This is a genomic window from Streptomyces sp. AK010, assembly GCF_014207295.1.
In the GTDB taxonomy this organism is placed as follows: Bacteria; Actinomycetota; Actinomycetes; order Streptomycetales; family Streptomycetaceae; genus Streptomyces; species Streptomyces massasporeus.
Map to the genome: position 1 here is coordinate 95,276 of NZ_JACHCX010000002.1, position 23,065 is coordinate 118,340.

The window sequence follows — 23,065 nt, forward strand, 5'->3', positions numbered from 1 at the left end:
CCGGCCCTCGGCCGGCGCCCTGCTTCCGCCCCGGCCGGCGTCCGGCACCGGCCCCGTCAGGCGCTCTCGGCCCCCGAAACCGCCTGGATCTCCGGCTGCGCGTCCGTCTGGAGCTCGTCCGCGTGCTCACCCGTCACCAGGTACACCACACGCTTGGCGACCGACACCGCGTGGTCGGCGAACCGCTCGTAGTAGCGGCCGAGCAGCGTGACGTCCACGGCCGTCTCGATGCCGTGCTTCCAGCGGTCGTCCATCAGGTGCTGGAAGAGGGTGCGGTGCAGCAGGTCCATCTCGTCGTCGTCCTGCTCCAGCTGGAGCGCCAGGTCGACGTCCTTGGTGATGATCACCTCGGCGGCCTTCGCCATCAGGCGCTGCGCGAGCTGTCCCATCTCCAGGATGGTGGCGTGCAGGTCGCTCGGGACCGCGTGGTCCGGGTAGCGCAGGCGCGCGAGCTTCGCCACGTGCTGGGCGAGGTCGCCCGAGCGCTCCAGGTCGGCCGACATCCGCAGCGACGTGACGACGATGCGCAGGTCCGTCGCCACCGGCTGCTGCCGCGCCAGCAGGGCTATGGCCCGGGCCTCCAGGTCGTGCTGGAGCTCGTCGACCTTCTGGTCGGCCTCGATGACGGCCTCGGCCAGCTTCAGGTCGGAGTCGAGCATGGCGGTCGTGGCGCGCCCGATCGCCGACCCGACCAGCCGGGCCATCTCCACCAGACTGTCGCTTATCGAGTCCAGTTCCTCGTGGTACGCGTCCCGCATCAGGCTTTCCCTCTCGTGCGTCTGTGTCGGGGGTTCATCGGGCCGGGGCCCGCCGAACAAGCCGGGGCCCACCGAACAACCGGCGGTACGACCGTCGTATTACCAACGGTCCGAACCCCACGCTCCCACGTTCCGCCCCGTACGCGTCCGTTTCCGTCATCCCAAATGAACCAATACTGGCTCCAAGGTGAACTCTGGGCGACGAGTGTTCGAGCTCGCACCCCGACGGCTGTGGAGGGTGCCCGAGCCATGCCTAACCTGGGTGCATGGACGTGAACGCGGCGGTCGCCGCAGCGGCAGCGATCGCCGGGGTGCTCACCGGTGTCATCGCCATGCTGGCGTTCCGGTGGAGTGAGCGCGAGCAGAACCGCCCCACCCGTAGCTCCCTGCACACCGACGCGGTGCTCCCGCCGGGTGTGGACACGGTCCTGTCGGTCCTCAGGTCGTCCGCCGTCGTCCTCGACGAGGCGGACGCCGTGGTCAAGGCCAGCTCGGCGGCGTACGCCCTCGGCCTGGTCCGCGGCGGCAAGCTCGCCGTCGAGCCGATGCTGCAGATGGCCCGGGACACCCGCCGGGACGGCGAGATACGCCAGGTCGAGCTCGACCTGCCACGGCGCGGCACCGGACGCGGAGAGGCCCTGGCCGTCTCCGCGCGGGTCGCGCCGCTCGGCTCCCGGCTGGTGCTGCTGCTCGTGGAGGACCTGACCGAGGCCCGCCGCATCGAGGCGGTCCGGCGCGACTTCGTCGCCAACGTGAGCCACGAGCTGAAGACGCCGGTGGGCGCCCTCTCGCTGCTCTCCGAGGCCGTGATGGACGCGTCCGACGACCCCGAGGCCGTCGAGCGGTTCGCCGGGCGCATGCAGATCGAGGCCACCCGGCTGACCAGCCTGGTGCAGGAGCTCATCGACCTCTCACGGGTGCAGAACGACGACCCGCTGGAGGACGCCGAGCCGGTCCGCGTCGACGAGCTCGTCGCCGAGGCCATCGACCGCTGCCGGCACCAGGCCGGGACCAAACAGATCACCATGGCCGCGGGCGGCGCCGCCGACCTGCGTGTCTGGGGAAACCGCGGCCAGCTCGCCGCCGCCCTCGGCAACCTCGTCGAGAACGCGGTCAACTACTCGCCCGCCCGCACCCGCGTCGGCATAGCGGCCCGCAGTGTGAACGCGCCCGGCGGCGACCACATCGAGATCGCCGTCACCGACCAGGGCATCGGCATCTCCGACAAGGACAAGGAGCGCATCTTCGAGCGCTTCTACCGCGTCGACCCGGCCCGCTCCCGTGCCACCGGCGGTACGGGACTGGGGCTGGCGATCGTGAAGCACGTGGCCGCCTCGCACGGCGGGGAGGTCGCGGTGTGGAGCGCCGAAGGCCAGGGCTCCACCTTCACCCTGCGGCTGCCGGAGGCCGGTGCGGCCCGCGACCGCGCACATCAGCAGACCGCCCGACACGAGCGCGCAGGAGGCGCGGGCCTCGACGAGGAGGCCGGGCGGTCCACCCTCACATCCCCCGAATCAACCGCGTACGAAACGCTTCCCGCCCCGGAGGTCCTTCCGTGACCCGAGTGCTCGTAGTCGAGGACGAGGAATCCTTCTCCGACGCCCTGTCGTACATGCTCCGCAAGGAGGGCTTCGAGGTCGCCGTCGCGACCACCGGGCCCGACGGACTCGACGAGTTCGAGCGCAACGGCGCCGACCTCGTCCTCCTCGACCTGATGCTGCCCGGCCTGCCGGGCACCGAGGTGTGCCGCCAGCTGCGCGGCCGTTCCAACGTCCCCGTCATCATGGTGACCGCCAAGGACAGTGAGATCGACAAGGTCGTCGGGCTGGAAATAGGAGCCGACGACTACGTCACCAAGCCGTTCTCCTCGCGCGAGCTGGTCGCGCGCATCCGTGCGGTGCTGCGCCGCCGCGGCGAGCCCGAGGAGGTCACCCCGGCGGCCCTGGAGGCCGGTCCGGTCCGCATGGACGTCGACCGGCACGTGGTCACCGTCGGCGGCACCAAGATCGACCTGCCGCTGAAGGAGTTCGACCTGCTGGAGATGCTGCTGCGCAACGCCGGTCGGGTCCTGACCCGCATGCAGCTCATCGACCGCGTCTGGGGTGCCGACTACGTCGGTGACACCAAGACCCTCGACGTCCACGTCAAGCGGCTGCGCGCCAAGATCGAGCCGGACCCGGGGGCCCCGCGCTACCTGGTGACGGTCCGCGGCCTCGGCTACAAGTTCGAGCCGTAGACCGGCCGCGTACGACGGCAGAACAGAACGAAGGGCGGGACCTCCCCTCGAGGAGGTCCCGCCCTTCGTGCCATTCGTTCCAGGACCGGGTCAGTGGCCGGCACCCGCGCTCGCGGAGGCCGCGTCGGTCGGAGTGCCGGACGCCTCGTGGCCACCCGGCGTCTCACCGCCCGCGGGGCTCTCCGGCGCGCCCGAGGCACCCTCGGCCGGGGAACCGGACGGCGACCCGGACGGGGACGACGACGCGCCCGGCGCGGCCGGGACCTCGGACGGGCCCCACTCCTTGAAGTAGTGCTCGGCGGGGACGACGAACGCGCGCAGGCTCACGGCACCCGTCTTGCTGAAGGTGAAGGTGACCTTCTGGGCGTTGCCGTCCTGCACTGCCTCACGGCTGCTCGGCAGCATCGCCGTGGCGTTGTCCTTGCCGCCCAGGATCAGCGAGCCGCCGGGCGGGATGCTGAGGCTGCCGCCCTTGGCGGGCTTGAGCTCGGCGGTCTTGCCGGTGCCGGGGAGGGTGATGGACTCCAGCGTCTCGGCGCTCCTGCCGGAGTTGAACAGGGTCGCGGAGACCGCGGCCGGGCCCGTCGACTCGAGGTCGGGCTGCGTGATGACGATCGCGTTCTGGACCTTGATGTCACCGACGCTCGTGGCCGCGTTGTCCGGCTGGATCTCCAGGGTCTGGGCGTTGTTGCCGGCGCCGCACGCGGCGAGCGAGGCGATCGAGAACGCGGTGACGGCGGCGGCGAGGGCACCGCGTCGAAGGCTGCTGCTCACGGCGGCGGCAACTCCTTGACTCGAGCGGAGCGGCCGGAAAAGCCGCCCTAAGTGTCTGTCAGCGGGCCTTAGGTTACCGAGCCGTCCTGGTCCGGCCGCACCCGACCCCCCGTCACCGGCGATCCCACCTGAGTCACACATGACTCCCGGGTCACATTGACGCGGTGCTCGTCCGGCATTCACATAAGAGCCCCGGGGAGTACCGCAAATTTTCCGTGAAGGAATGCGCGGAGCACCTCGGAATTGATCATCGGCGGCCCGCCTGGGCGGCTGGTGATCAATTCCGGATTCGACCGGAACCCGGCTCGGGCCTCCGAACGGAGTAGCGGAAGTCGATCACACGGAACCGGACATATGGGGATGTTCGGCCTTCTGGAGGATGCTCCGGATGCGTGTAACGTACGCGTTTCGCTCACCCCGGAGAGCCACTCCCACCTGCGAATACCTTCTTCCACTCCCTGTCCGAAGCACGTTCCTGTTGGAGTTGTCAAGCCCCGAGATGTGCCCTGACCTGCGAAAACGCCATTCAGAACCCGCAGTTTCCGTGTTACCCTGGATAGCCACGGAAGGGGTACCTGTCACATGACGTTCAAGGTTGGCGACACCGTGGTCTATCCCCATCACGGGGCCGCGCTGATCGAGGCCATCGAAACTCGCCAGATCAAAGGCGTGGACAAGACCTACTTGGTGCTGAAGGTCGCCCAGGGCGACCTGACGGTACGTGTGCCAGCGGACAATGCGGAGTTCGTCGGCGTGCGTGATGTGGTCGGTCAGGACGGGCTGGACCGGGTCTTCGAGGTGCTGCGCGCGCCGTACGCCGAGGAGCCCACGAACTGGTCCCGTCGTTACAAGGCAAACCTGGAGAAGCTCGCCTCGGGCGATGTCATCAAGGTCGCGGAAGTCGTGCGTGACCTGTGGCGTCGTGAGCGTGAGCGTGGACTCTCCGCCGGTGAGAAGCGCATGCTCGCCAAGGCCCGCCAGATCCTGGTGAGCGAGCTGGCCCTCGCGGAGAACACCAACGAGGACAAGGCCGAAGCTCTGCTCGACGAGGTTCTCGCCTCCTGAGGCGAAGCCGGTCGCTCAGCGCTGTGCTTATCAAGGCTGCTGATCAAGCGCGCGCCTGCACATCGAAATGCCGCGGTGCCCGATGACGAATTCCTTTGTCGCCGGGCGCTGCGGCATGTTCGCACCCAGAGCGGCATGTTCGCACCCAGATGTCGATGCACCGCCACCCCGGGTTGTGTTATCACTCACGCCCCGGTTGTTTGTCCGGCGTGCCGGGCCCGGGCAGCCGGCTCGACCGGCGTCACGGAAGGGTCCGGTCGAGCGCGTCGCGCCCGGCACTCCTCCAGGCCATACCCACGCCAGGCCAGCACACAAACCTGACAGGAACCGATGTCTGACGATTCGCGTCCCTCGCCGCCCGCAGGCCCCTCCACGGCCCGTACGGCGGCCGTGATCCCGGCCGCCGGCCGGGGTGTCCGGCTCGGCCCGGGCGCCCCCAAGGCACTCCGCGCGCTGGGCGGTACGCCCATGCTGATCCACGCGGTCCGGGCGATGGCCGCCTCCCGCGCCGTCTCCCTGGTCGTCGTCGTGGCCCCGCCCGGCGGTGCCGCCGAGGTCAAGTCGCTGCTCGACGCGCACGCGCTGCCCGAGCGGACGGACTTCCTCGTCGTCCCCGGCGGGCAGAGCCGCCAGGAGTCCGTGAAGCTCGGCCTCGACGCGCTGCCGCCCGGCCACGACATCGTGCTGGTCCACGACGCGGCCCGGCCGCTGGTGCCGGTGGACACGGTCGACGCCGTGATCGAGGCCGTACGGGACGGCGCACCGGCCGTGGTCCCGGCGCTGCCGCTGGCCGACACCGTCAAGCAGGTCGAGCCCGCCGGCACCCCCGGTGAGCCCGAGCCGGTCGTCGCCACGCCGGAGCGCTCGCTGCTGCGGGCGGTGCAGACCCCGCAGGGCTTCGACCGGGCCACGCTGGTGCGGGCGCACGAGACGGTGACCGGCGAGGTCACCGACGACGCCGGCATGGTCGAGCAGCTCGGCCTCACCGTCGTGGCCGTCCCCGGTCACGAGGAGGCCTTCAAGGTCACCCGCCCCCTGGACCTGGTCCTCGCGGAGGCGGTCCTGGCCCGCAGGAGGCTCAACGATGGCTTCTGACCAGCCTGTTCTGCCCCAGGTCGGCATCGGCACCGACATTCACGCCTTCGAGGAGGGCCGCGAGCTGTGGTGCGCCGGCCTGAAGTGGGAGGATGCGGGCCCGGGCCTGGCCGGCCACTCCGACGCGGACGTCGTCGCCCACGCCGCCTGCAACGCCCTCTTCTCCGCCGCGGGTCTCGGCGACCTCGGGCAGCACTTCGGCACGGGCCGCCCCGAGTGGTCGGGCGCCTCCGGAGTCACCCTCCTCACCGAGGCCGCGCGCATCGTGCGCGAGGCGGGCTTCCGGATCGGCAACATCGCCGTACAGGTGGTGGGCCCCCGCCCGAAGATCGGCAGGCGGCGGGACGAGGCCCAGAAGCTCCTGTCGGAGGCGGCCGGGGCCCCGGTGTCGGTGTCGGGCGCGACGACGGACGGCCTGGGCTTCCCCGGCCGGGAGGAAGGGCTGATGGCGGTGGCCACCGCGCTGGTCGTGCGCACCGGCTGAAGACAAGGGCCCGGGGCGTTCCCATTGCCGATGTCACGAATATGTGCGCCCCCGGGGTGAAGGTCCTGATGCACACCCCGGGGCCCACTACCCTGGAGTGGTGACTATTCGCCTGTACGACACCAGCGCCCGGCAGATCCGTGACTTCTCCCCGCTCCAGCCGGGTTGCGTCTCGATCTACCTGTGTGGTGCCACCGTGCAGGCCGCCCCGCACATCGGGCACATCCGTTCCGGGCTGAACTTCGACATCATGCGCCGCTGGTTCGAGTACCGCGGCTACGACGTCACGTTCGTGCGGAACGTGACGGACATCGACGACAAGATCATCTGGAAGGCCGGCGAGCAGGGCCGCCCCTGGTGGGCCATCGGCTACGAGAACGAGCGCGCCTTCAACGACGGCTACACCGTGCTCGGTTGCCTGCCGCCCACCTACGAGCCGCGTGCCACCGGCCACATAACCGAGATGGTCGAGATGATGCGCGGCCTGATCGAGCGAGGGCACGCCTACGAGGCCGACGGCAGCGTCTACTTCGACGTCCGCTCCTGGCCCTCCTATCTGGAGCTGTCCCGGCAGGACCTCGACGAGATGCGGCAGCCCGCCGAGGAGGGCATCACCGGCAAGCGCGACCCGCGTGACTTCGCCATGTGGAAGGCGGCGAAGCCGGGGGAGCCGAGCTGGGAGACGCCGTTCGGGCGCGGTCGCCCGGGCTGGCACCTGGAGTGCTCGGCGATGGCCCACAAGTACCTCGGGACCGCCTTCGACATCCACGGCGGCGGCCTCGACCTGGTCTTCCCGCACCACGAGAACGAGATCGCGCAGGCCAAGGCCTACGGCGACGAGTTCGCCCGGTACTGGGTGCACAACGCCTGGGTCACCATGAGCGGCGAGAAGATGTCCAAGTCGCTCGGCAACTCCGTCCTGGTCAGCGAGATGGTCAAGCGCTGGCGTCCCATCGTGCTGCGCTACTACCTGGGCACCCCGCACTACCGGTCGATGATCGAGTACAGCGAGGAGGCGCTGCGCGAGGCCGAGTCGGCGTTCGCGCGGATCGAGGGCTTCGCGCAGCGCGTGGTGGAGAAGGCCGGCGTCGTCGAGCCCGCCGCCGAGGTGCCGCTCGCCTTCGCCGAGGCCATGGACGACGACCTGGGCGTGCCGCAGGCGCTCGCCGTGGTGCACACCACCGTCCGGCAGGGCAACAGCGCGCTGGCCGCCGACGACAAGGAAGCCGCCGTGGCCCGGCTCGCCGAGGTCCGCGCGATGCTCGGCGTGCTCGGCCTCGACCCGCTGGACCCCCAGTGGGCCGGTGAGGGCGACCGCGGCGAGACCGCGCTCAACAAGAGCGTGCACGGCGTGGTCGACACGCTCGTCCGCATGGTCCTTGACCAGCGCGAGGCCGCCCGGGCCCGCAAGGACTGGCCCACCGCGGACGCCATCCGCGACCAGCTCGGCCAGTCCGGCCTGGTCATCGAGGACGGCCCGCAGGGACCGCGCTGGAGCCTCGGCCCGCGCTGAGACGAGCCCCACGGGCTGATCGACTGTGCCGCCCGGGCCTCCGGGCGGCACACTGCATAGACGGAACAGACATACACAGCCGTACGGACGCAGTCGTACGTACGCATCACCTCACGGAGACGAGCACAATGGCCGCGAACAACCGCCGCATGTCCGGCAAGAAGGGCGCGCAGGTCGGCAGTGGCGGCCAGCGGCGCCGGGGCCTGGAAGGCAAGGGCCCCACCCCGCCCGCCGAGATGCGCAAGGGACACAAGAAGAACCGTGTCGCCAACGCCAAGGCGAAGCAGGCCGTCCGCCGGCCCACCGTGCGCGGCCGCGGCGGCAAGGGCACGTCCGAGCTGGTCGTCGGGCGCAACCCGGTCCTGGAGGCGCTGCGCGAGGGCGTCCCGGCCTCCACCCTGTACGTCCAGCAGTTCATCGACAACGACGAGCGGGTGCGCGAGGCCCTCCAGGTCGCCGCCGAGCGCGGCGGCATCAACCTCATGGAGGCCCCGCGTCCCGAGCTGGACCGGATGACCAACGGTCTCAACCACCAGGGCCTGGTCCTCCAGGTCCCGCCGTACGAGTACGCCCACCCCGAGGACCTGGCGTCCGCCGCCTACGACGACGGGGTGGACCCGCTGATCGTCGCCCTCGACGGCGTCACCGACCCGCGCAACCTCGGCGCGGTCGTCCGCTCCGTCTCCGCCTTCGGAGGGCACGGCGTGGTCGTCCCCGAGCGGCGCGCGGCCGGCATGACGGCCGGTGCCTGGAAGACGTCCGCCGGTACGGCGGCCCGCACCCCGGTCGCCCGTGCCACGAACCTCACCCGGGCCCTGGAGGCCTACAAGAAGGCCGGCATCACGGTCGTCGGCCTGGCCGCCGACGGCGAGTCCGAGGTCGGCGAGCTTCCGGCGCTGGACGGCCCCGTCGTCATCGTCGTCGGCAGCGAGGGCAAGGGGCTGTCCCGGCTGGTCGGGGAGACCTGCGACCACCGGGTGCGGATCCCGATGCCGGGTGGCGCCGAGTCACTCAACGCCGGTGTGGCGGCGGGGATCGTGCTGTACGAGGCGGCCCGCCGACGCAGCTGAACAGGCGTCCGGAACTTCGCCCGTGCGGGGTAATTCCGGTGTCGCCGGGGCGACGAGGACGAGCTTGACGGGGTCCGGACAGATCCGGCGGGTCAAAGCAGTGTCCTAACGCGACGTCACTCGGTTAGATGAGTGTGGACACCAGAACACCCCGCACACCCACGGGGGACCGCTCGTCGGGACTCGACGACGCTCCCGCGCTGAGCATGGTGAAGGTGCCGAGCGACCCGGCGCAGGTCATCGTCAATCACGCGAGCTTCCGCGTGCAGTTGGGCGTATCGACGCGTCGCGTCCAGTCCCCCCGGATCGCACGGCATCTGACCGCCACCGAGGACACCGCCCGCATCCCCCAGGTGGGGGGCGAGGCGGACGGGGCCACCGCCCGCCGCCGGCCCGTCGTCTGGAGCGGCAGATCCGCCCCCGACGACACCGGCGCGCACCGGCTCCTGCAGGCCGTGCGGCACGAGAGCGTCCGCCACGCCGAAGAGTCCGCCTCCGACACCGGAGCCACCCAGGTCATCTCCCGCGTGGGACCGGGCTACGACAGCCCGGGCTACCAGGGCGCGGGCTACGGCGGCTACGGGGACGACGGCTACGGGGACGACCTCGCCCGGACCGCCGAGACCCCGGTCGTCGGCCCCCAGCGCACCCATGAGCCCGCCGACGGCACCCGGCTGCTGCCGCCCACGCGTACCGTCGGCAGTGCCTACGACGAACCGGCCTACGCGGACGAGTTCGAGGAGTCCGCCACCGACGCGGACGACACCGGCCGCCGGGCCAAGCGGCACGGCGACGACCCGGTCCGGCACGCCTACTACCCGGGCCGCCGGATGAACCTCGGCGTCGTCCTGCTCCCGCTGCGCGTCTTCCTCGGCTTCATCTCGATCTATGCCGGCATGGGCAAGCTGTGCGACCCCGTCTACTTCGAAGGCGGCAAGCGCGGCTCCATGGTCAAGTGGCTCAACACGCTGCATCCGTGGGAAGTCGCCGAGCCGCTGCGCCAGTTCGCCCTAGAGCACCCGGTCGGCGCCGGTCTGGTCATCGCTTTCGCACAGGTCATCGTCGGCGTCCTGACGGTGCTGGGCTGCTGGCAGCGCGTCGCCGCCTGTCTGGGCGCCCTGCTGTCGGCCGCGCTGCTGGTCACGGTCAGCTGGAAGAGCGTCCCCGCCTACGAGACCCCCGACATCATCTACCTCGCCGCATGGTCGCCGCTGATCATCGCCGGCGCCCCCGTCTACTCCATCGACGGCCGCCTCGCCGCCAGCGCATGGCGCCGGCTCGGCCCCCGCGCCGACATCTGGGACCTGCGCCGCTACGTGCTGCGCCGAGGCGCCCTCGTCACCGCCATCGCCACCGGCATCACCCTGCTCGTCGGCTCGCTGCTCGGCGGGGCCGTCCGCGACGCCGACCGGGTCGTCGTCCCGGGCCCCGGGGAGGCCCCGCGCAACGAGCTCCCCGGCTCCCCGCTCCCGGGCGAGCCCGGCAAGCGACAGGACAAGCGGACCCCGCCGGCCTCCTCCTCGCCCACCCAGGGCGCCACGGCCGGCTCGGCGAGCCCCAGCGCGGGCACCACGACCAGGCCTGGCGCCACGCGCGACATCGGCACGGTCACCGGTGGCTCCCCGAGCCAGACCCAGGGCACCGCGGGTCAGGCCCCGCCCCAGCAGTCCACCCCGGAGAACCAGGCCCCGAGCACCACGACCGGCCCCACCTCCGGCGGCACGGCCACGGGCGGCTCGGACTCGACAGGCGGCACGGAAACCGGAGGCTCGTCCTCCACGGGCCGCCCGGGCTTGGTGGGCGGCCTCCTGGGCTAGCCCCCGACCCGAGCGACAGAAGGCCCCGCATCACGCTTGGGTTCTAACGGTCCTCGCAACACCCGCGATCTGTGGGAGTTGCGAGGACCCCTTGAATCCAAGACGCAGATGCCGCGCGAACGCCGACTCGGCCTCGCGCAGCGCCTCCTCGCTGTACTCGATCATCGAGGGGGCCTTCTCACGCGTACGAGACAAGACTCTTGGGCCAACGGGCTCGGGGGCAAGGGCCTCAAGGGGCGCGGGGAACTGCGTGACACGCCACGACGAACGGTCAGCCGCTGACGGGAAGCAACCGGCCGAGTCTCGGCGCCTGAACGCCCCGGCTCCTTGACGGGGCAGGCGGCCGCTCGCCACCCGGCCCAACCGGCGGAGCCCTCAGCGTCCCAACGCCGCCAGTTCCTTCGCCGCCTCCGTCAGGTCCTTCGCCGTGTCGATGGCCCGCCAGTACGACCCCTGGGGAATCGTGAACCCGGCCAGCCGCCGCTCACGGGCCAGATGGGGGAACGTCGTCCGCTCATGGTCACCCCGGTGCGGCAACAGCCCGGCGAACTCGGGGGAGAAGACGTACACGCCGGCGTTGATCTCGAACGTCGACGGCGGCGCCTCGATGAAGTCGGTGATACGCCCGAACCCGTCGGTCTGCACGGCCCCCCACGGCAGCCTGGGCCGCGCCAGCGCCAGCGTCGCGACGGCATCGCGCTCGGCGTGGAAATCGGCCATGTCCCGCAGCGAGAACCGCGTCCAGATGTCCCCGTTGGTCGCGTACCAGGGCTGGTCGGGGTGCGGGAGGTGCGCCGCGGCGTACTTGAGGCCGCCGCCGCGTCCGAGCGGCTCGGGCTCGACGACCGTCGTGACGGACACGGGCAACTCGGCCGTATCCAGCCACTTCTGCAGCACCTCGGCGAGATGGCCGCAGGAGACCACGACGTCCGTCACGCCCTCGTCGGCGAGCCAGGACAGCTGATGGCCGATGATCGGCGTCCCCGTCCCGGGGATCTCGACCATCGGCTTGGGCCGGTCGTCGGTGTACGGACGCAGCCGGGAGCCCTGGCCACCGGCCAGAACGACGGCTTGAACGGGGCGGGACGCGGCGCTCGGATCGCTCATGGACACGAACTGTACGTGGCGTCCCGCCCGGGACGGCGGCCGACGATGGATCTCACGTCGGCCGTAATGGACTTCCCACCCGTCGGCAGGGCGGTGCGCTCAGCTGTGCGCGGCGGCGACGCCGGTGGCGAAGGCGGTGTCGCAGACCGGGCGCGCGTAGGACTGGGCGCGGGTGGGGCCGTAGACGCGGACGGCGGCCTGGCCGAGGGCGCGCGCGATGGACGCGCAGTGCTTCGCCAGCGACGGGCGGCCGTTGACGGCCTGCTGGAGGTGGGTGAGGGCGACGCCCGGGTCCTCCTCCTGCAGTTCGGTCAGCAGCTTGTCGCGCAGGACGTCCTGGGGGGCGCGCTTGGCGGCCCGTGGGGAACCCACGGAGGTGTCCGCGGCGGTGAGCACCGGGTCGGTGGAGTTCCCCGACCAGTTGACTCGGGTGACCGCGAGGGTCCCGGAGAGCACCAGGACGACGGGCAGGACGAATGCGAGGGTGCGGCCGATCCGGCGGGCGGGGCCCCGGCCGCGTCGCGTCTGTTGGTTCATGGAGTGCTTCACGCGTGTGAGGGTAGCGCCCGGTAATGGTTTGTAGACATTTAGTCACCGGTTCGGGGGATGAGAGAGTGCCACTTTCCGGGTAAGGGGTTGACGCACACAGCTCGAAACGTCCGGTCTGCCGGGGTATTTGTCGACAACGACGAGGGCCCCGCAGCACGCTGCGGGGCCCTCGTCGTCAACCTGGGTGATTCACCCGGGGTTGTGCGTTCGCTGGTTGATCAGTCGGACAGGCGCGCACCGGTCGACGTCGAGAAGACGTGGGTCTCGCCGGAGCGGGGCACGACGTGCAGCTGGCTGCCCTTCTCCGGGACGTCACGGCCGCTGACGCGGACGACGAGGTCCTTGGAGTCGTCGCCGACCTTGGCGGTGCCGTAGACGTACGCGTCGGCGCCGAGCTCCTCGACGACGTTCACCGTGACCGCGAGGCCCAGCTCGGCGTCAGCGCCGGCCACCTCGAAGTGCTCGGGGCGCACGCCCACGGTGACGGTCTTGTCGGTGGCGGCGGCGATCGCGTCGCGCTGCACCGGGACGACCGACTTGCCGAACTTCACGCCGCCGTCGGTGATCGGCACCTCGACGAGGTTCATCGCCGGGGAGCCGATGAAGCCGGCCACGAAGAGGTTGGCGGGCTTGTCGTACATGTTGCGCGGGGTGTCGATCTGCTGGAGCAGACCGTCCTTGAGGACCGCCACGCGGTCGCCCATCGTCATGGCCTCGACCTGGTCGTGGGTGACGTAGACGGTGGTGATGCCCAGGCGGCGCTGGAGCGAGGCGATCTGCGTACGCGTGGACACACGGAGCTTGGCGTCCAGGTTGGACAGCGGCTCGTCCATGAGGAACACCTGGGGCTCACGCACGATGGCGCGGCCCATGGCCACACGCTGGCGCTGACCGCCGGAGAGCGCCTTCGGCTTGCGGTCCAGGTAGTCGGTGAGGTCGAGGATCTTCGCGGCCTCCTCGACCTTCTGCCGGATCTCCGCCTTGTTGACGCCGGCGATCTTGAGCGCGAAGCCCATGTTGTCGGCGACGGTCATGTGCGGGTAGAGCGCGTAGTTCTGGAACACCATGGCGATGTCCCGGTCCTTGGGCGGCAGATGCGTGACGTCGCGGTCACCGATGCGGATGGCGCCGCCGTTGACGTCCTCGAGCCCCGCGAGCATGCGGAGCGAGGTGGACTTTCCGCAGCCGGAGGGGCCGACGAGGACGAGGAACTCACCGTCCTCGATGTCGATCTCCAGCGCGTCGACGGCGGGCTTGGTGGAACCCGGGTAGATCCGGGTCGCCTTGTCGAACGAGACAGTGGCCATGGTGAATGAACCCCTTCTACCGGCAGGAACGTGCCGGACGATCCGAGTAGGAAGGCGGTGCCACGACGGGTGTTCCGTTGTGGTGTAGTCCACGCGTGTGAACTGGCTCAGGACGGTACCTGGCGTTCACACGTCTGTCAGTAGTTCCGGGCCTGTGAACTTCGCGGAAATTTTCGAAGCGGCGCGTCACGGCCGCATGGCACGGGGCGACGGCCGTGGCCTACGGCAACGGAACTTCGTGGCTCGGCGTAACGGGCTCTGTGTACAGTGGAGCCGCCTTCCCGCGCGGAAACGCGCCACACGGCACCCGCCTCCTTAGCTCAGCTGGCCAGAGCAACGCACTTGTAATGCGTAGGTCGTCGGTTCGAATCCGACAGGGGGCTCACTGGAACCCCGGGTCACATAGCCCGTGACCTGGGGTTTTCTGGCCTCCGGGGCATGGCGCGTCAGACGGCTTGGGTGCCGCGACTCTGAGTGCGTGAGCGATGCGTGAGCGGAGCCGCTCGGGAACCTACTTCTTGGGCCTCCGGCGCTTGGCCTTCTTGCCCACCTTGGCCTGGCCTTTCGCCTTGTCCTTCGGCTTGCCGGCGCTCTCGGCCGCCACCTTCTTCGCCTGCTCCTTCTTCGCGGCCTTGCGTGCCGCCTTCTCGGCCTCGGTCTTGCGCTGGAGAGGGACGAGCTTCGCGGTCGCCTCGGCGGCGTTCTTGCCGACCTGCGGCAGGACGCTCTGGTAGATGTCCCGCGTGATGCGGGTGTCGCTGTGCCCGAGGGTGTCCGAAACGATCTTGATGTCGAGGTCGGCGGCCAGCATGAGGGTGGCAGCGCCGTGGCGCAGGTCGTGCAGGCGGATCGGCGGGAGGCCGGACGCGGCGACGAGGCGTTCGAAGAGGTCGGTGACCTTGCCCGGGTGGAGCCAGGAGCCGTCTTCCTGCGTGAAGACGTGGCCGGTCTCGACCCAGGCCGTGCCCCAGTCCTCGCGTGCCTTGTCCTGCCGTTCTCGGTGGCGCTTCAGGACGTCGACGGTGTCGCCGTCCAGGGCGACCACGCGGGAACCGCTGTCGGTCTTGGGGTCGGATGCCTCGACTTCCCAGCCGTCCTGCACGAGTTGGGAGGAGACGGTGAGGAAGTGGGTGTCGAGGTTCGTCTCCGACCAGGGCTGCCCGCACGCCTCGCCACGGCGCAGGCCGCGGAAGGCGATCAGGTGCCACATGGCGTACAGCCAATCCTCGGCGACGAAGTCCAGGAAGGCGCCGGTCTGCTGCGGCGTCCAGACCATCACGGGCGACGGCTTCTCGCCCGTCTGTTCCCACTTGGTGACCCGCTCGTCGGTCCACACGAGCGCCTTCGGCTTGCGTACGGGATCGATCTCCACGTGGGCGGCAGGGTTGAACGTGATGATCTGCTGCCCGATCGCGTCGTTCAGGGCCGCGCGGAGGGTGGCCTTGACGTGCTGGCGAGTAGCGGGACCGGTGATGCGGCGGAAGGGCGGCATCTCGTCGATCGCGGCCTTCATCGCCTTGCGGCGCGTACGGTTCTCCACGCCCTTCCACGGGACGGTCGCCAGGTCGTCGATCGCGGCTCGGCGCTGGGCGTTGTCCTCCAAGGTTTGGGCGTTGGCGTCGCGGATGTCCGTGAACATCTCGCTGAGGTGGCTGACGCGCAGCCGATCCAGACGCCGGTTCCCGATGCGCGGCTTCAGGTGGACGCGGATGTCGGTCTCGTAGCGGTTGAGGCCGGACTTGCGTATGCGCTTGCCGGCCAGCCACCGGTCGAGCCATTCGGCGACGGTAAGGCTGCCGATGAGGTCCTGGCCGACGTTGAGACGCCGCCGCGTCTCCTCGACCTCGGGCAGAGGCGACCGGTCGCGGCTGACCTCGGCCAGCATCTCGGCGATGAGGTCGGTGCCCTCGGGGTCGTCCGACTCGGCCAGCCCGAGGAGGGCGCGGACGTGGTCGAGGTCGGCCTGGGCCGCTTTGAGGCTGCTGTACCCGCCACGGGCGAAGGAGCGTCGGCTGCCGTCCTCGCGCGGCGAGAGTTCCTGGCGGATGGAGTAGGTGCAGTGGTTCCTGCTGTTGCGCTTGGGGCAGGAGGTGCCGAGTTCCTTGCCAATCTTCGGGACCTCCTCTACGCCTACGACCATTCGGGCAACGTCACCTCCATCGCCGACACCAGCACCCTCGGCGGCACCGCCTCCGCGGAGACACAATGCTTCGCCTACGACGGCCACCGACGCCTGACCGAGGCGTGGACACCTGCCTCACAGAACTGCTCCGACAACCGCAACGCGAGCAGCCTGAGCGGCCGGGCCCCGTACTGGTCCAGCTACACCTACAACGACGCCGGCCAGCGCACGACGGAGACCAAGCACACCGCCACCGGCGCCACCACCACGACCTACTGCTACGAGAAGGAGAACCAGCCGCACGCCCTGACCGGCACCAGCACCAAGGCCGACTGCGCCGCACCCGAGCGGGCCTTCGCGGTCGACAACACCGGAAACACCACCAGCCGCCCCGACGGCGCCGCCACCCAGGACCTCGCATGGTCTGACGAGGGCAGGCTGGCGACTCTCACTGAGGACGGCAAGAAGACGGACTACCTGTACGGAGCCGACGGCACCCTCCTGATCCGTGCCACCGAGGGCGGAGAACGTGTCCTGTACGCGGGGGCGACCGAACTGCACCTGCGGGCCGGCGGCAGCACCTGGGGCCAGCGCCACTACGGCGCGGGCGGCGTGACGGTGGCCGTCCGCTCCAACGAGAGTGGCAGCAACGAGCTGAGCTACCTGGTCGCCGACCAGCACGGCACCGGCACCCTCGCCATCGATGCCACGGACCAGGCATACTCCCGGCGCTATATGACCCCGTTCGGCGCGCCCAGGGGCAGCGTCACCGGGTCTGCGTGGCCCGACGACAAGGGTTTCCTCGGCAAGACCACCGACACCGGCACGGGACTCACTCACGTCGACGCGCGCCAGTACGATCCCGGGATCGGACAGTTCATCAGCGTCGACCCGCTGCTGCAGACGGGTGTGGGCCAGACCCTCAACGGTTACAGCTACGCCGTCCAGAACCCGGCGACCGTCGCCGACCCCTCCGGCCTCGGCATCCCCGAGTGCAACGAGCCGCAGAAGTATGGCATCACGTGCCGGGGCGGCATTCCGGTCAGCAGTAAGAAGGCCGCCGGCAGCAGCGATGAGGGCCCGCGCCGGGCCTGCCGCTGCGGAAAGCGCCCCACGCTCGTCAAGGGCATGAAGCCCACCGGCCTCGGAGGCATCCCGGGCCGCCGCAACATCACCCTGCCCTCGACGCCGGCTCCGAAGGGCTGGCTCAAGACCCTCCCGCCGCCGCCCAATCCCGGTCCCGAGCCCAAGAAGGACGACGGTTTCTGGGGAAGCATCAAGAACACGGTGAAGAAGGGTGTCGGTGCAGCCCACGACTTTATGCAGGACCACAGTAAGGCGCTAGGGTGGGCTGGCGTTGCGCTGGGCGTAATTGCGTTCGCTTCTCCGGTGGGTTGGATCGCTACCGCGGCAACGGTTGCTGGTCTCGCTCTAGCTGCTGCCACAACAGCTGACGCATGTATGTCCAGCCAATGGGGCAGCTGCACGCTGGGTGTGGCTAGCTTTGGCCTCGCGGGTGGAGCCGTGGCTCTCAGTAAGTCGGCGTCCTCGCTGCTCCGCAATTCGTCAGGATCGTTCGGGCGGCAAGTAGTTGACGCCGCAATTGCAGGAGGGGCCCGCGGTATAGCCCGCGTCTCTGATGCAAGCTCTATTGGTGTCACCGCCATCGGAACCCTTACTGGGGGATACCTGAAATCATCAGGAAGGGACGACTACTGAACTTCGCTGTGAAATGCCGCAAGTCAAGGTGCTTCTGGTGCGAGTGATTTGTGGCAGGCGCGCGGCATCAACGCTGGCGCCCGTGGGCATGGGGGCCTGCCGAACCGGCAGGCCCCTGCTCGACGGGTGGCTGAGGCGGAAAAGGCGCAGGAACGTTGTGCCCCCTTGAGCGCCGTGACGGTGAGCGTTTGCGACGTCCCTTCGTCGCCAACGCTCTGCTCACGAGGCTGCTGCGGCCTGTGAAGCCGCCCTTCCAGCTTGAATCCAGCGACTGTAGAATCCGCGCATGCATAACACCTGGATTGCTCTCGACGCTGCCGCCCGACGCAAGAATTGGTGGTGGACTGGCTACTTGACGGCAATCTTTGGTGGCTTGGGGGTGGCGGTGGCACTGACAGAGACGGACGAACGATTCTGGTGGGTGTTTTCCGTCTCTATTTGCTGGCTGCTTTCGGTCATCTATATGATTAACCGGGGATACGGTCGAACTCTCCTTACATCAGATCGGATCGTATTTCGCACTTTCATTAGCCGCCGATCGATCCCTTGGGGTGAAATTGTCAATATCGAGAAGCGGCGCCATCAAACACGAAGTGGAGAGTGGTGGGACTTGCGTATCGTTCGCATGCGTGGGCGGTCGCTTGCAATACCTGGCGCATTTAGTGGTCGGCCGGATGATGCTGCTTTCGAAGAGAAGTTCACTCTAATTCGCGAGTATTGGACTCGCTCGGCTCGCACAGAATGACAACCGTTGCGCTCGGACGCGGGGGAATGCGAAGAGCTAGTAACGGTAAGGGGGTGCCGCTACCGGGCTCGCTGGTCGACCGCCGGAAGACGGGCAGCAAACACCACCTGATCTGCGACGGGAAGGGAACTCCGTTGCTCCGCTACGTCCTTGAGCGGACCTTCGCCCTGCTCCACTAGTTCAAACGTTTTGCCATCCGATGGGAGCATCATGAACCTGGCACAGCTTCTAGGAGTGCCGGCTTACGATTGAGTTGGTATATGACGCGAGATCGTGGACCAAAACCTGAAGGCGCTGTCTTCTGAGCATGCCCAGAAGCGGGAGTGCGTGCCGGTAGGTTGCTGACCAGGTGATGTTGGTGCCGCCGTGGGGTGCTCGATCCAGGTCCACAGACCCCCGATGAGACGCGAACAGCCCGGCGTCCTGTTCGTAGCTGAGCCGCTGGTTGGGAACCAACTCGACAATTCGCTCACGGCAGCACACCCGCCCAAGGCGGGAACGGATGGTGCGGAGGTCATCTATGCGTGCCGGTCGCTCGACCCCCGCGGGCAACTCCCACTGGACCTCGTAGTAGGACGTCCACGACGGCCAGGATTCTGCATCCAGGAGTGCTGCGTAGACGAGAGCGGAAGGCGCCGATGAGTACGAGGTGGCAGTAACAGCGAGGGACGGCACCTGGCAAAGCTAGATGGTGTCTCGCCATGATCGTGTTGCGAGGTCGTAGCGGCATCCGCAACCGATCAAGCTCTACTCCGGCGGCCTGGGATAGTGCAGGCACAGGGGCGCCTCCAAGCTTGGCGTCGGGGATTGGCCATCGAGACGGCTGGCTCACGCGCGGTGAGGCTCTGGCGCCTTGGCGACTGCAGTCCTCGGGGAAACCGCTGGTCACCCAACGCGCGATGCGTGAGCGATGCGTGAGCGGACAGTGCGGCAGCCTGCGGATTCAGCAGCAGGCACCGGCGAGCCCGCAAGCCGCTGATCAGGGGAAACGGGATCCAATGTGATGATGCGGCACCAGCCGCCACGACCCCGCGAGCCCTTGTAATGCGTAGGTCGTCGGTTCGAATCCGACAGGGGGCTCTGTGAAACCCCAGGTCGGATGTGGTCCGACCTGGGGTTATGCCGTTCAGTGCACGTGGCCGCGGAGTCGTCGGGCGATTTCCAATTGGGCGTCGTCGACGGGGCGGGCGTCCTCGATGTCCCACAGGGTGTTCTGGAGGAGGCGGCCCAGGGTCCAGGCGTGGGCTCGGGGGCGGTCCAGGGCGAGGATGTCGGTCATGGCGTCGAAGCGCCAGAGGATGTCGTCGGGGTCGTAGCGGTTGTCGAGGGCCGGCCACAGTTCGAAGCCGGGGTCGCCGGCCAGGGGCTTGGGGTCGATCGCCAGCCAGGGGGCGCGGGGGCCGGCCAGGACGTTCTCGTCGTGGAGGTCCCAGTGGAGGAGGCGGTCGCCCGGGTCGTCCACGACCTCGCGTACGGCGGCCGCGCAGTCGGCGACCAGGCGGCGGGCCGCGGGGTCGGGGATGCGGTCGAGGGCCCAGGGGGTCCGGTCGAGCATGCCCTGCGCGATGTCGCCGATGCGGCGCATGCCGGGCGGGGCCGGGAAGGACGTGAGGTGGGCCAGAAGCTCGGCGATGGTGACCACGGCCTGGCGGGGGTCCGGCAGGTGGGACAGCATGCGGGTCTCGTCGAGGCGCTCCAGCAGCATGGTGCCGGTGGGCTCGTCGAGGTCGAGGAGGCGGACGGCTCCGTCGCCGTTCCAGACGCGCAGCGCGACCGGTTCGCCCTCGCTCTCCTCGTCGAGGATCTGGAGCTTGAGGACCGCCGGGGTGCCGTCGGCGGTCCGGACGACCGGGACGACCAGGGCGGAGACGCCGTGCATCGGGGGGCCGTCGGGCTTCAGGTCCCAGTGGTCGAGGAAGCGGGCCGTCCGCTCCGGCAGCCCGGCGATGAAGGCGCGGCCCGCCTCGCCGTTGAACTTCGCCTGTGATTCCGCTAGTTCCCGGGGAATGTCGATCACTCCCGGAACGGTAGTGGGGCGCGCGGGGTGGGGCATTCGAGTTTCGCCCCGCCTCCCCGCCTCCCCGATTCCCCGACTCCGCGCCTCCCCGCCCCTCAAGCCGCCGGTTCCGGCATCGGCGTGGCCGTCGGGGTGCCGTGCTTCGGGGCCTTCTTCGTCACCATCAGGCCCGCGATGAGCCCGGCCAGCAGCATGATGCCGGCGGCCCACCAGATGGCGACGGTGTAGCCGTGGACGACGCCCTCCCGCATCACCCGGGTGCGGTCGGACGGGTCGGTGAGGTGCGTGGTGACGTACGTGGCGGTGCTGGTCGTCGCGATGGTGTTGAGGAGGGCCGTGCCGATGGAGCCGCCGACCTGCTGCGAGGTGTTGACCGTCGCGGAGGTCACGCCCGAGTCCTGCGGGGCGACGCCCGCGGTGGCGGTGGCGAAGACCGGCATGAACGTCAGGCCCATGCCGAGGCCGAGCAGCAGCAGCGCGGGCAGGATCTCGGAGGCGTAGGAGGAGTGCGTCGTGATCTGGGTGAGGAGCACCATGCCGGTCGCGGCCAGGACCATGCCGGGGACCATCAGCATGCGGGGCGGCACGCGCTGCAGGAGCCGGGCGGAGATCTGGGTCGAGCCGACGATGATCGCGGCCGTGAGGGGCAGGAAGGCCAGGCCCGTCTTGACGGGGGAGTACGCGAGGACGGCCTGGAGGTAGTACGTCATGAACAGGAACAGGCCGAACATGCCGATCACGGCCAGCGCCATGGTCAGGAAGCAGCCGGCGCGGTTGCGGTCGCGGATGATGTGCAGCGGCAGCAGCGGGCTGGGCGCCCGGGACTGCCACCACACGAACACCGCGAGCAGCACGATCCCGGCGGCGAACAGCGACAGCACCATCGGGTCGCTCCAGCCCCGGGACTCGGCCTCGCTGAAGCCGTAGACGATCGCGACGAGGCCGCCGCAGCCGAGCACGACGCCGGGGACGTCGAGGCGGGCACCGGCGTGGCCGGGGCGGTCGTGGAGCAGGGCGAGGGCGCCGAGCACGGCGACGATCGCGATGGGCACGTTGACGTAGAGGCACCAGCGCCAGTCCAGGTACTCGGTGAGCAGTCCGCCGACCATGAAGCCGATCGCGGCGCCGCTGCCGGCCAGGGCGCCGTAGATGCCGAAGGCCTTGCCGCGCTCCTTGGGGTCGGTGAACGTCGTGGTCAGCAGGGACAGCGCGGAGGGGGCCAGGACGGCGGCGAAGGCGCCCTGGAGCGCGCGGGCGCCGAAGAGCATCCCGGCGTTGGTGGCGGCGCCGCCGAGCGCGGAGGCGGCGGCGAAGCCGACCAGCCCGATGACGAAGGTCCGTTTGCGGCCCACCAGGTCGGCGATCCGGCCGCCCAGCAGGAGCAGTCCGCCGAAGGCGAGGGTGTAGGCGGTGATCACCCACTGACGGTTGCCGTCGGACATGCCGAGGTCGCGCTGGGCGGAGGGGAGGGCGATGTTCACGATGGTCGCGTCGAGCACGACCATGAGCTGGGCCAGGGCGATGACGACCAGGCCCCACCAGCGGCGTGGGTCGGTGTCCACAGCAGGGCCCTGTTCGCCTGTCCGGGTGACACTCATCTCGTCAGAAGACCATGGATCCGGGCGGCCTGCATCCGCGGATTCGTCGCCGCTGGCGGGGCGTCGGGTCATGGCTCCAGAACCACCTTTCCGACCGTGCCGCGGGTCTCCAGCGCGCGGTGCGCGGCCGCGGCCTCGGCGAGCGGGAAGCGCTGTACGGCCGGGGTGAGCCGGCCGGCGGCGGCCTCGGCGAGGGCGCGCAGTTCGAGGGTGCGGACGGGTTCGGGACCGCCGGCCTTCCCCAGCATCACCGGGCCGAGGACCTGCTCGGAGACGCCGTCGACGAGGTAGGGCTCGCCGTCCCGGATGCCCTCGCCGGACCAGCCGAAGACGATGTGCCTGCCGCCGGGGCCGAGGAGGCCGACGGCCTCGCGGGCGATGTCGCCGCCGACGCCGTCGAAGACGACGGTCGCGGCCCGGCCTCCGAGATGCGCACGCACCTTCGCGGGCCAGGCGGGGTCCTTGTAGTCGACGGCGAGATCGGCGCCGCCCGCCTCGACGCGCGCGGTCTTCTCCGGCCCGCCCGCGAGGCCCACGACGGTCGCGCCGGCGTTCTTGGCGTACTGCACGAGAAGGGTGCCGATGCCTCCGGCGGCGGCCGGGACGATCACCACCGAGTCCGGGCCGAGCTCGGCGAACTGGAGGATGCCCATCGCCGTACGGCCCGTGCCGATCATGGCGACGGCCTCGGCGAAGTCCAGGTTGCCGGGGATCTCGTGCAGGCGCTCCACCTCGGTGACGGCCAGTTCGGCGTATCCGCCGGGGACGAAGCCGAGGTGGGCGACGACCCGCTTGCCGAGCCAGTCGCCGGTGACGCCCTCGCCCAGGGACTCGACCACCCCGGCGACCTCGCGGCCGGGGATGGTGGGCAGCGGCGTCGGCTCGGCCGCCGGGCCGCCCCGCATGCCCTCGCGCAGGGCGGCGTCGAGGAGGTGGACCCCCGCCGCCCGTACGGCGATGCGGACCTGGCCGGGGCCCGGCCGGGGGTCCTCGACCTGCTCGTGGGTGAGGTTCTCGGGCGGGCCGAAGACGTGCAGCCGGATGGCGTGCATGGCGACTCCTCTGGTCGGGCGTTCGGTGTCTTCCGGT

Annotated in this window: 19 protein-coding genes, 1 tRNA gene and 1 pseudogene; 11 read left to right on the forward strand and 10 right to left on the reverse strand. The window is 69.9% G+C overall.

Features of this window, described 5'->3' with window-relative positions:
- Positions 1–56: 56 nt before the first annotated feature.
- Entirely contained in the window at positions 57–758 is a 702-nt protein-coding gene (gene phoU, locus HDC93_RS03680) for a phosphate signaling complex protein PhoU (RefSeq protein ID WP_185007136.1), read from the reverse strand.
- 266 nt (positions 759–1,024) lie between these two features.
- Between phoU and HDC93_RS03685 the strand changes: the two genes are divergently transcribed.
- Positions 1,025–2,317 (forward strand): cell wall metabolism sensor histidine kinase WalK, encoded by a 1,293-nt coding sequence (locus tag HDC93_RS03685; RefSeq protein ID WP_185007138.1) that lies wholly within the window; start codon positions 1,025–1,027, stop codon positions 2,315–2,317.
- Positions 2,314–2,994 (forward strand): response regulator transcription factor, encoded by a 681-nt coding sequence (locus HDC93_RS03690; RefSeq protein WP_030243122.1) that lies wholly within the window; start codon positions 2,314–2,316, stop codon positions 2,992–2,994. Before HDC93_RS03685 ends, HDC93_RS03690 begins: the two co-directional genes overlap by 4 nt.
- A gap of 90 nt (positions 2,995–3,084) precedes the next feature.
- Here HDC93_RS03690 and HDC93_RS03695 read toward each other — a convergent pair whose 3' ends face one another.
- Positions 3,085–3,768 (reverse strand): DUF461 domain-containing protein, encoded by a 684-nt coding sequence (locus HDC93_RS03695; protein ID WP_185007140.1) that lies wholly within the window; start codon positions 3,766–3,768, stop codon positions 3,085–3,087.
- Between the two features lie 582 nt (positions 3,769–4,350).
- On the opposite strand from HDC93_RS03695, the gene HDC93_RS03700 reads away from it, so the two are divergent.
- The 6 genes from HDC93_RS03700 to HDC93_RS03725 all read left to right on the forward strand — a co-directional run bounded on the left by HDC93_RS03700 (position 4,351) and on the right by HDC93_RS03725 (position 10,812).
- Complete coding sequence (locus HDC93_RS03700; RefSeq protein ID WP_003953493.1) at positions 4,351–4,833, forward strand: CarD family transcriptional regulator; 483 nt, start codon at positions 4,351–4,353, stop codon at positions 4,831–4,833.
- Positions 4,834–5,163: 330 nt separating this feature from the next.
- Entirely contained in the window at positions 5,164–5,928 is a 765-nt protein-coding gene (gene ispD / locus HDC93_RS03705) for a 2-C-methyl-D-erythritol 4-phosphate cytidylyltransferase (protein ID WP_185007142.1), read from the forward strand.
- A complete protein-coding gene (gene ispF / locus HDC93_RS03710) occupies positions 5,918–6,412 on the forward strand; it encodes a 2-C-methyl-D-erythritol 2,4-cyclodiphosphate synthase (RefSeq protein ID WP_185007144.1) in 495 nt (164 codons plus the stop codon). Before ispD ends, ispF begins: the two co-directional genes overlap by 11 nt.
- Positions 6,413–6,512: 100 nt before the next feature.
- Positions 6,513–7,925: a cysteine--tRNA ligase gene (gene cysS / locus HDC93_RS03715; RefSeq protein WP_185007146.1), complete on the forward strand. Its 1,413-nt coding sequence runs from the start codon at positions 6,513–6,515 to the stop codon at positions 7,923–7,925.
- A gap of 128 nt (positions 7,926–8,053) precedes the next feature.
- Positions 8,054–8,995, forward strand: a complete 942-nt coding sequence (gene rlmB / locus HDC93_RS03720; protein WP_185007148.1) for a 23S rRNA (guanosine(2251)-2'-O)-methyltransferase RlmB — start codon at positions 8,054–8,056, stop codon at positions 8,993–8,995.
- Positions 8,996–9,123: 128 nt separating this feature from the next.
- On the forward strand, positions 9,124–10,812 hold the full coding sequence (locus HDC93_RS03725) for a DoxX family protein (protein WP_185007149.1): 1,689 nt from the start codon (positions 9,124–9,126) through the stop codon (positions 10,810–10,812).
- A 375-nt stretch (positions 10,813–11,187) separates the two neighbouring features.
- Here the strand turns inward: HDC93_RS03725 and HDC93_RS03730 are convergent, their stop codons facing one another.
- The 3 genes from HDC93_RS03730 to HDC93_RS03740 all read right to left on the reverse strand — a co-directional run bounded on the left by HDC93_RS03730 (position 11,188) and on the right by HDC93_RS03740 (position 13,775).
- On the reverse strand, positions 11,188–11,919 hold the full coding sequence (locus HDC93_RS03730) for a nucleotidyltransferase family protein (RefSeq protein WP_185007151.1): 732 nt from the start codon (positions 11,917–11,919) through the stop codon (positions 11,188–11,190).
- A gap of 99 nt (positions 11,920–12,018) precedes the next feature.
- A complete protein-coding gene (locus tag HDC93_RS03735) occupies positions 12,019–12,468 on the reverse strand; it encodes a hypothetical protein (protein WP_175433275.1) in 450 nt (149 codons plus the stop codon).
- Between the two features lie 218 nt (positions 12,469–12,686).
- Positions 12,687–13,775 carry an ABC transporter ATP-binding protein gene (locus HDC93_RS03740; RefSeq protein ID WP_031105478.1) on the reverse strand — a complete coding sequence of 363 codons (1,089 nt, stop codon included), beginning with the start codon at positions 13,773–13,775 and terminating at the stop codon, positions 12,687–12,689.
- Positions 13,776–14,084: 309 nt separating this feature from the next.
- Between HDC93_RS03740 and HDC93_RS03745 the strand changes: the two genes are divergently transcribed.
- Positions 14,085–14,158 (forward strand) — tRNA-Thr (locus HDC93_RS03745).
- 128 nt (positions 14,159–14,286) lie between these two features.
- Here the strand turns inward: HDC93_RS03745 and HDC93_RS03750 are convergent.
- The gene (locus HDC93_RS03750; RefSeq protein ID WP_185007153.1) at positions 14,287–15,915 is read right to left on the reverse strand and encodes a site-specific integrase; all 1,629 of its coding nucleotides are present in this window, start codon (positions 15,913–15,915) and stop codon (positions 14,287–14,289) included.
- Between HDC93_RS03750 and HDC93_RS03755 the strand changes: the two are divergent.
- Both HDC93_RS03755 and HDC93_RS03760 read left to right on the forward strand, forming a co-directional pair.
- Positions 15,886–16,884 (forward strand): annotated as a pseudogene (locus HDC93_RS03755) (RHS repeat-associated core domain-containing protein); the annotation flags it as partial. The gene HDC93_RS03750 and the pseudogene HDC93_RS03755 sit on opposite strands and share 30 nt — an antisense overlap.
- Before the next feature lie 1,018 nt (positions 16,885–17,902).
- Entirely contained in the window at positions 17,903–18,361 is a 459-nt protein-coding gene (locus HDC93_RS03760; protein ID WP_185007155.1) for a hypothetical protein, read from the forward strand.
- 228 nt (positions 18,362–18,589) lie between these two features.
- Here the strand turns inward: HDC93_RS03760 and HDC93_RS03765 are convergent, their stop codons facing one another.
- The 4 genes from HDC93_RS03765 to HDC93_RS03780 form a co-directional block, all read right to left on the reverse strand.
- Positions 18,590–19,036, reverse strand: coding sequence for an SRPBCC family protein (locus tag HDC93_RS03765; protein WP_185007157.1), 447 nt, complete (start codon positions 19,034–19,036; stop codon positions 18,590–18,592).
- Positions 19,037–19,487: 451 nt separating this feature from the next.
- Positions 19,488–20,414, reverse strand: coding sequence for an aminoglycoside phosphotransferase family protein (locus HDC93_RS03770; RefSeq protein WP_221516221.1), 927 nt, complete (start codon positions 20,412–20,414; stop codon positions 19,488–19,490).
- Positions 20,415–20,473: 59 nt separating this feature from the next.
- A complete protein-coding gene (locus HDC93_RS03775) occupies positions 20,474–21,976 on the reverse strand; it encodes an MFS transporter (protein WP_185007161.1) in 1,503 nt (500 codons plus the stop codon).
- A 68-nt stretch (positions 21,977–22,044) separates the two neighbouring features.
- A complete protein-coding gene (locus HDC93_RS03780) occupies positions 22,045–23,028 on the reverse strand; it encodes a zinc-binding dehydrogenase (RefSeq protein ID WP_185007163.1) in 984 nt (327 codons plus the stop codon).
- Positions 23,029–23,065 lie beyond the last annotated feature (37 nt).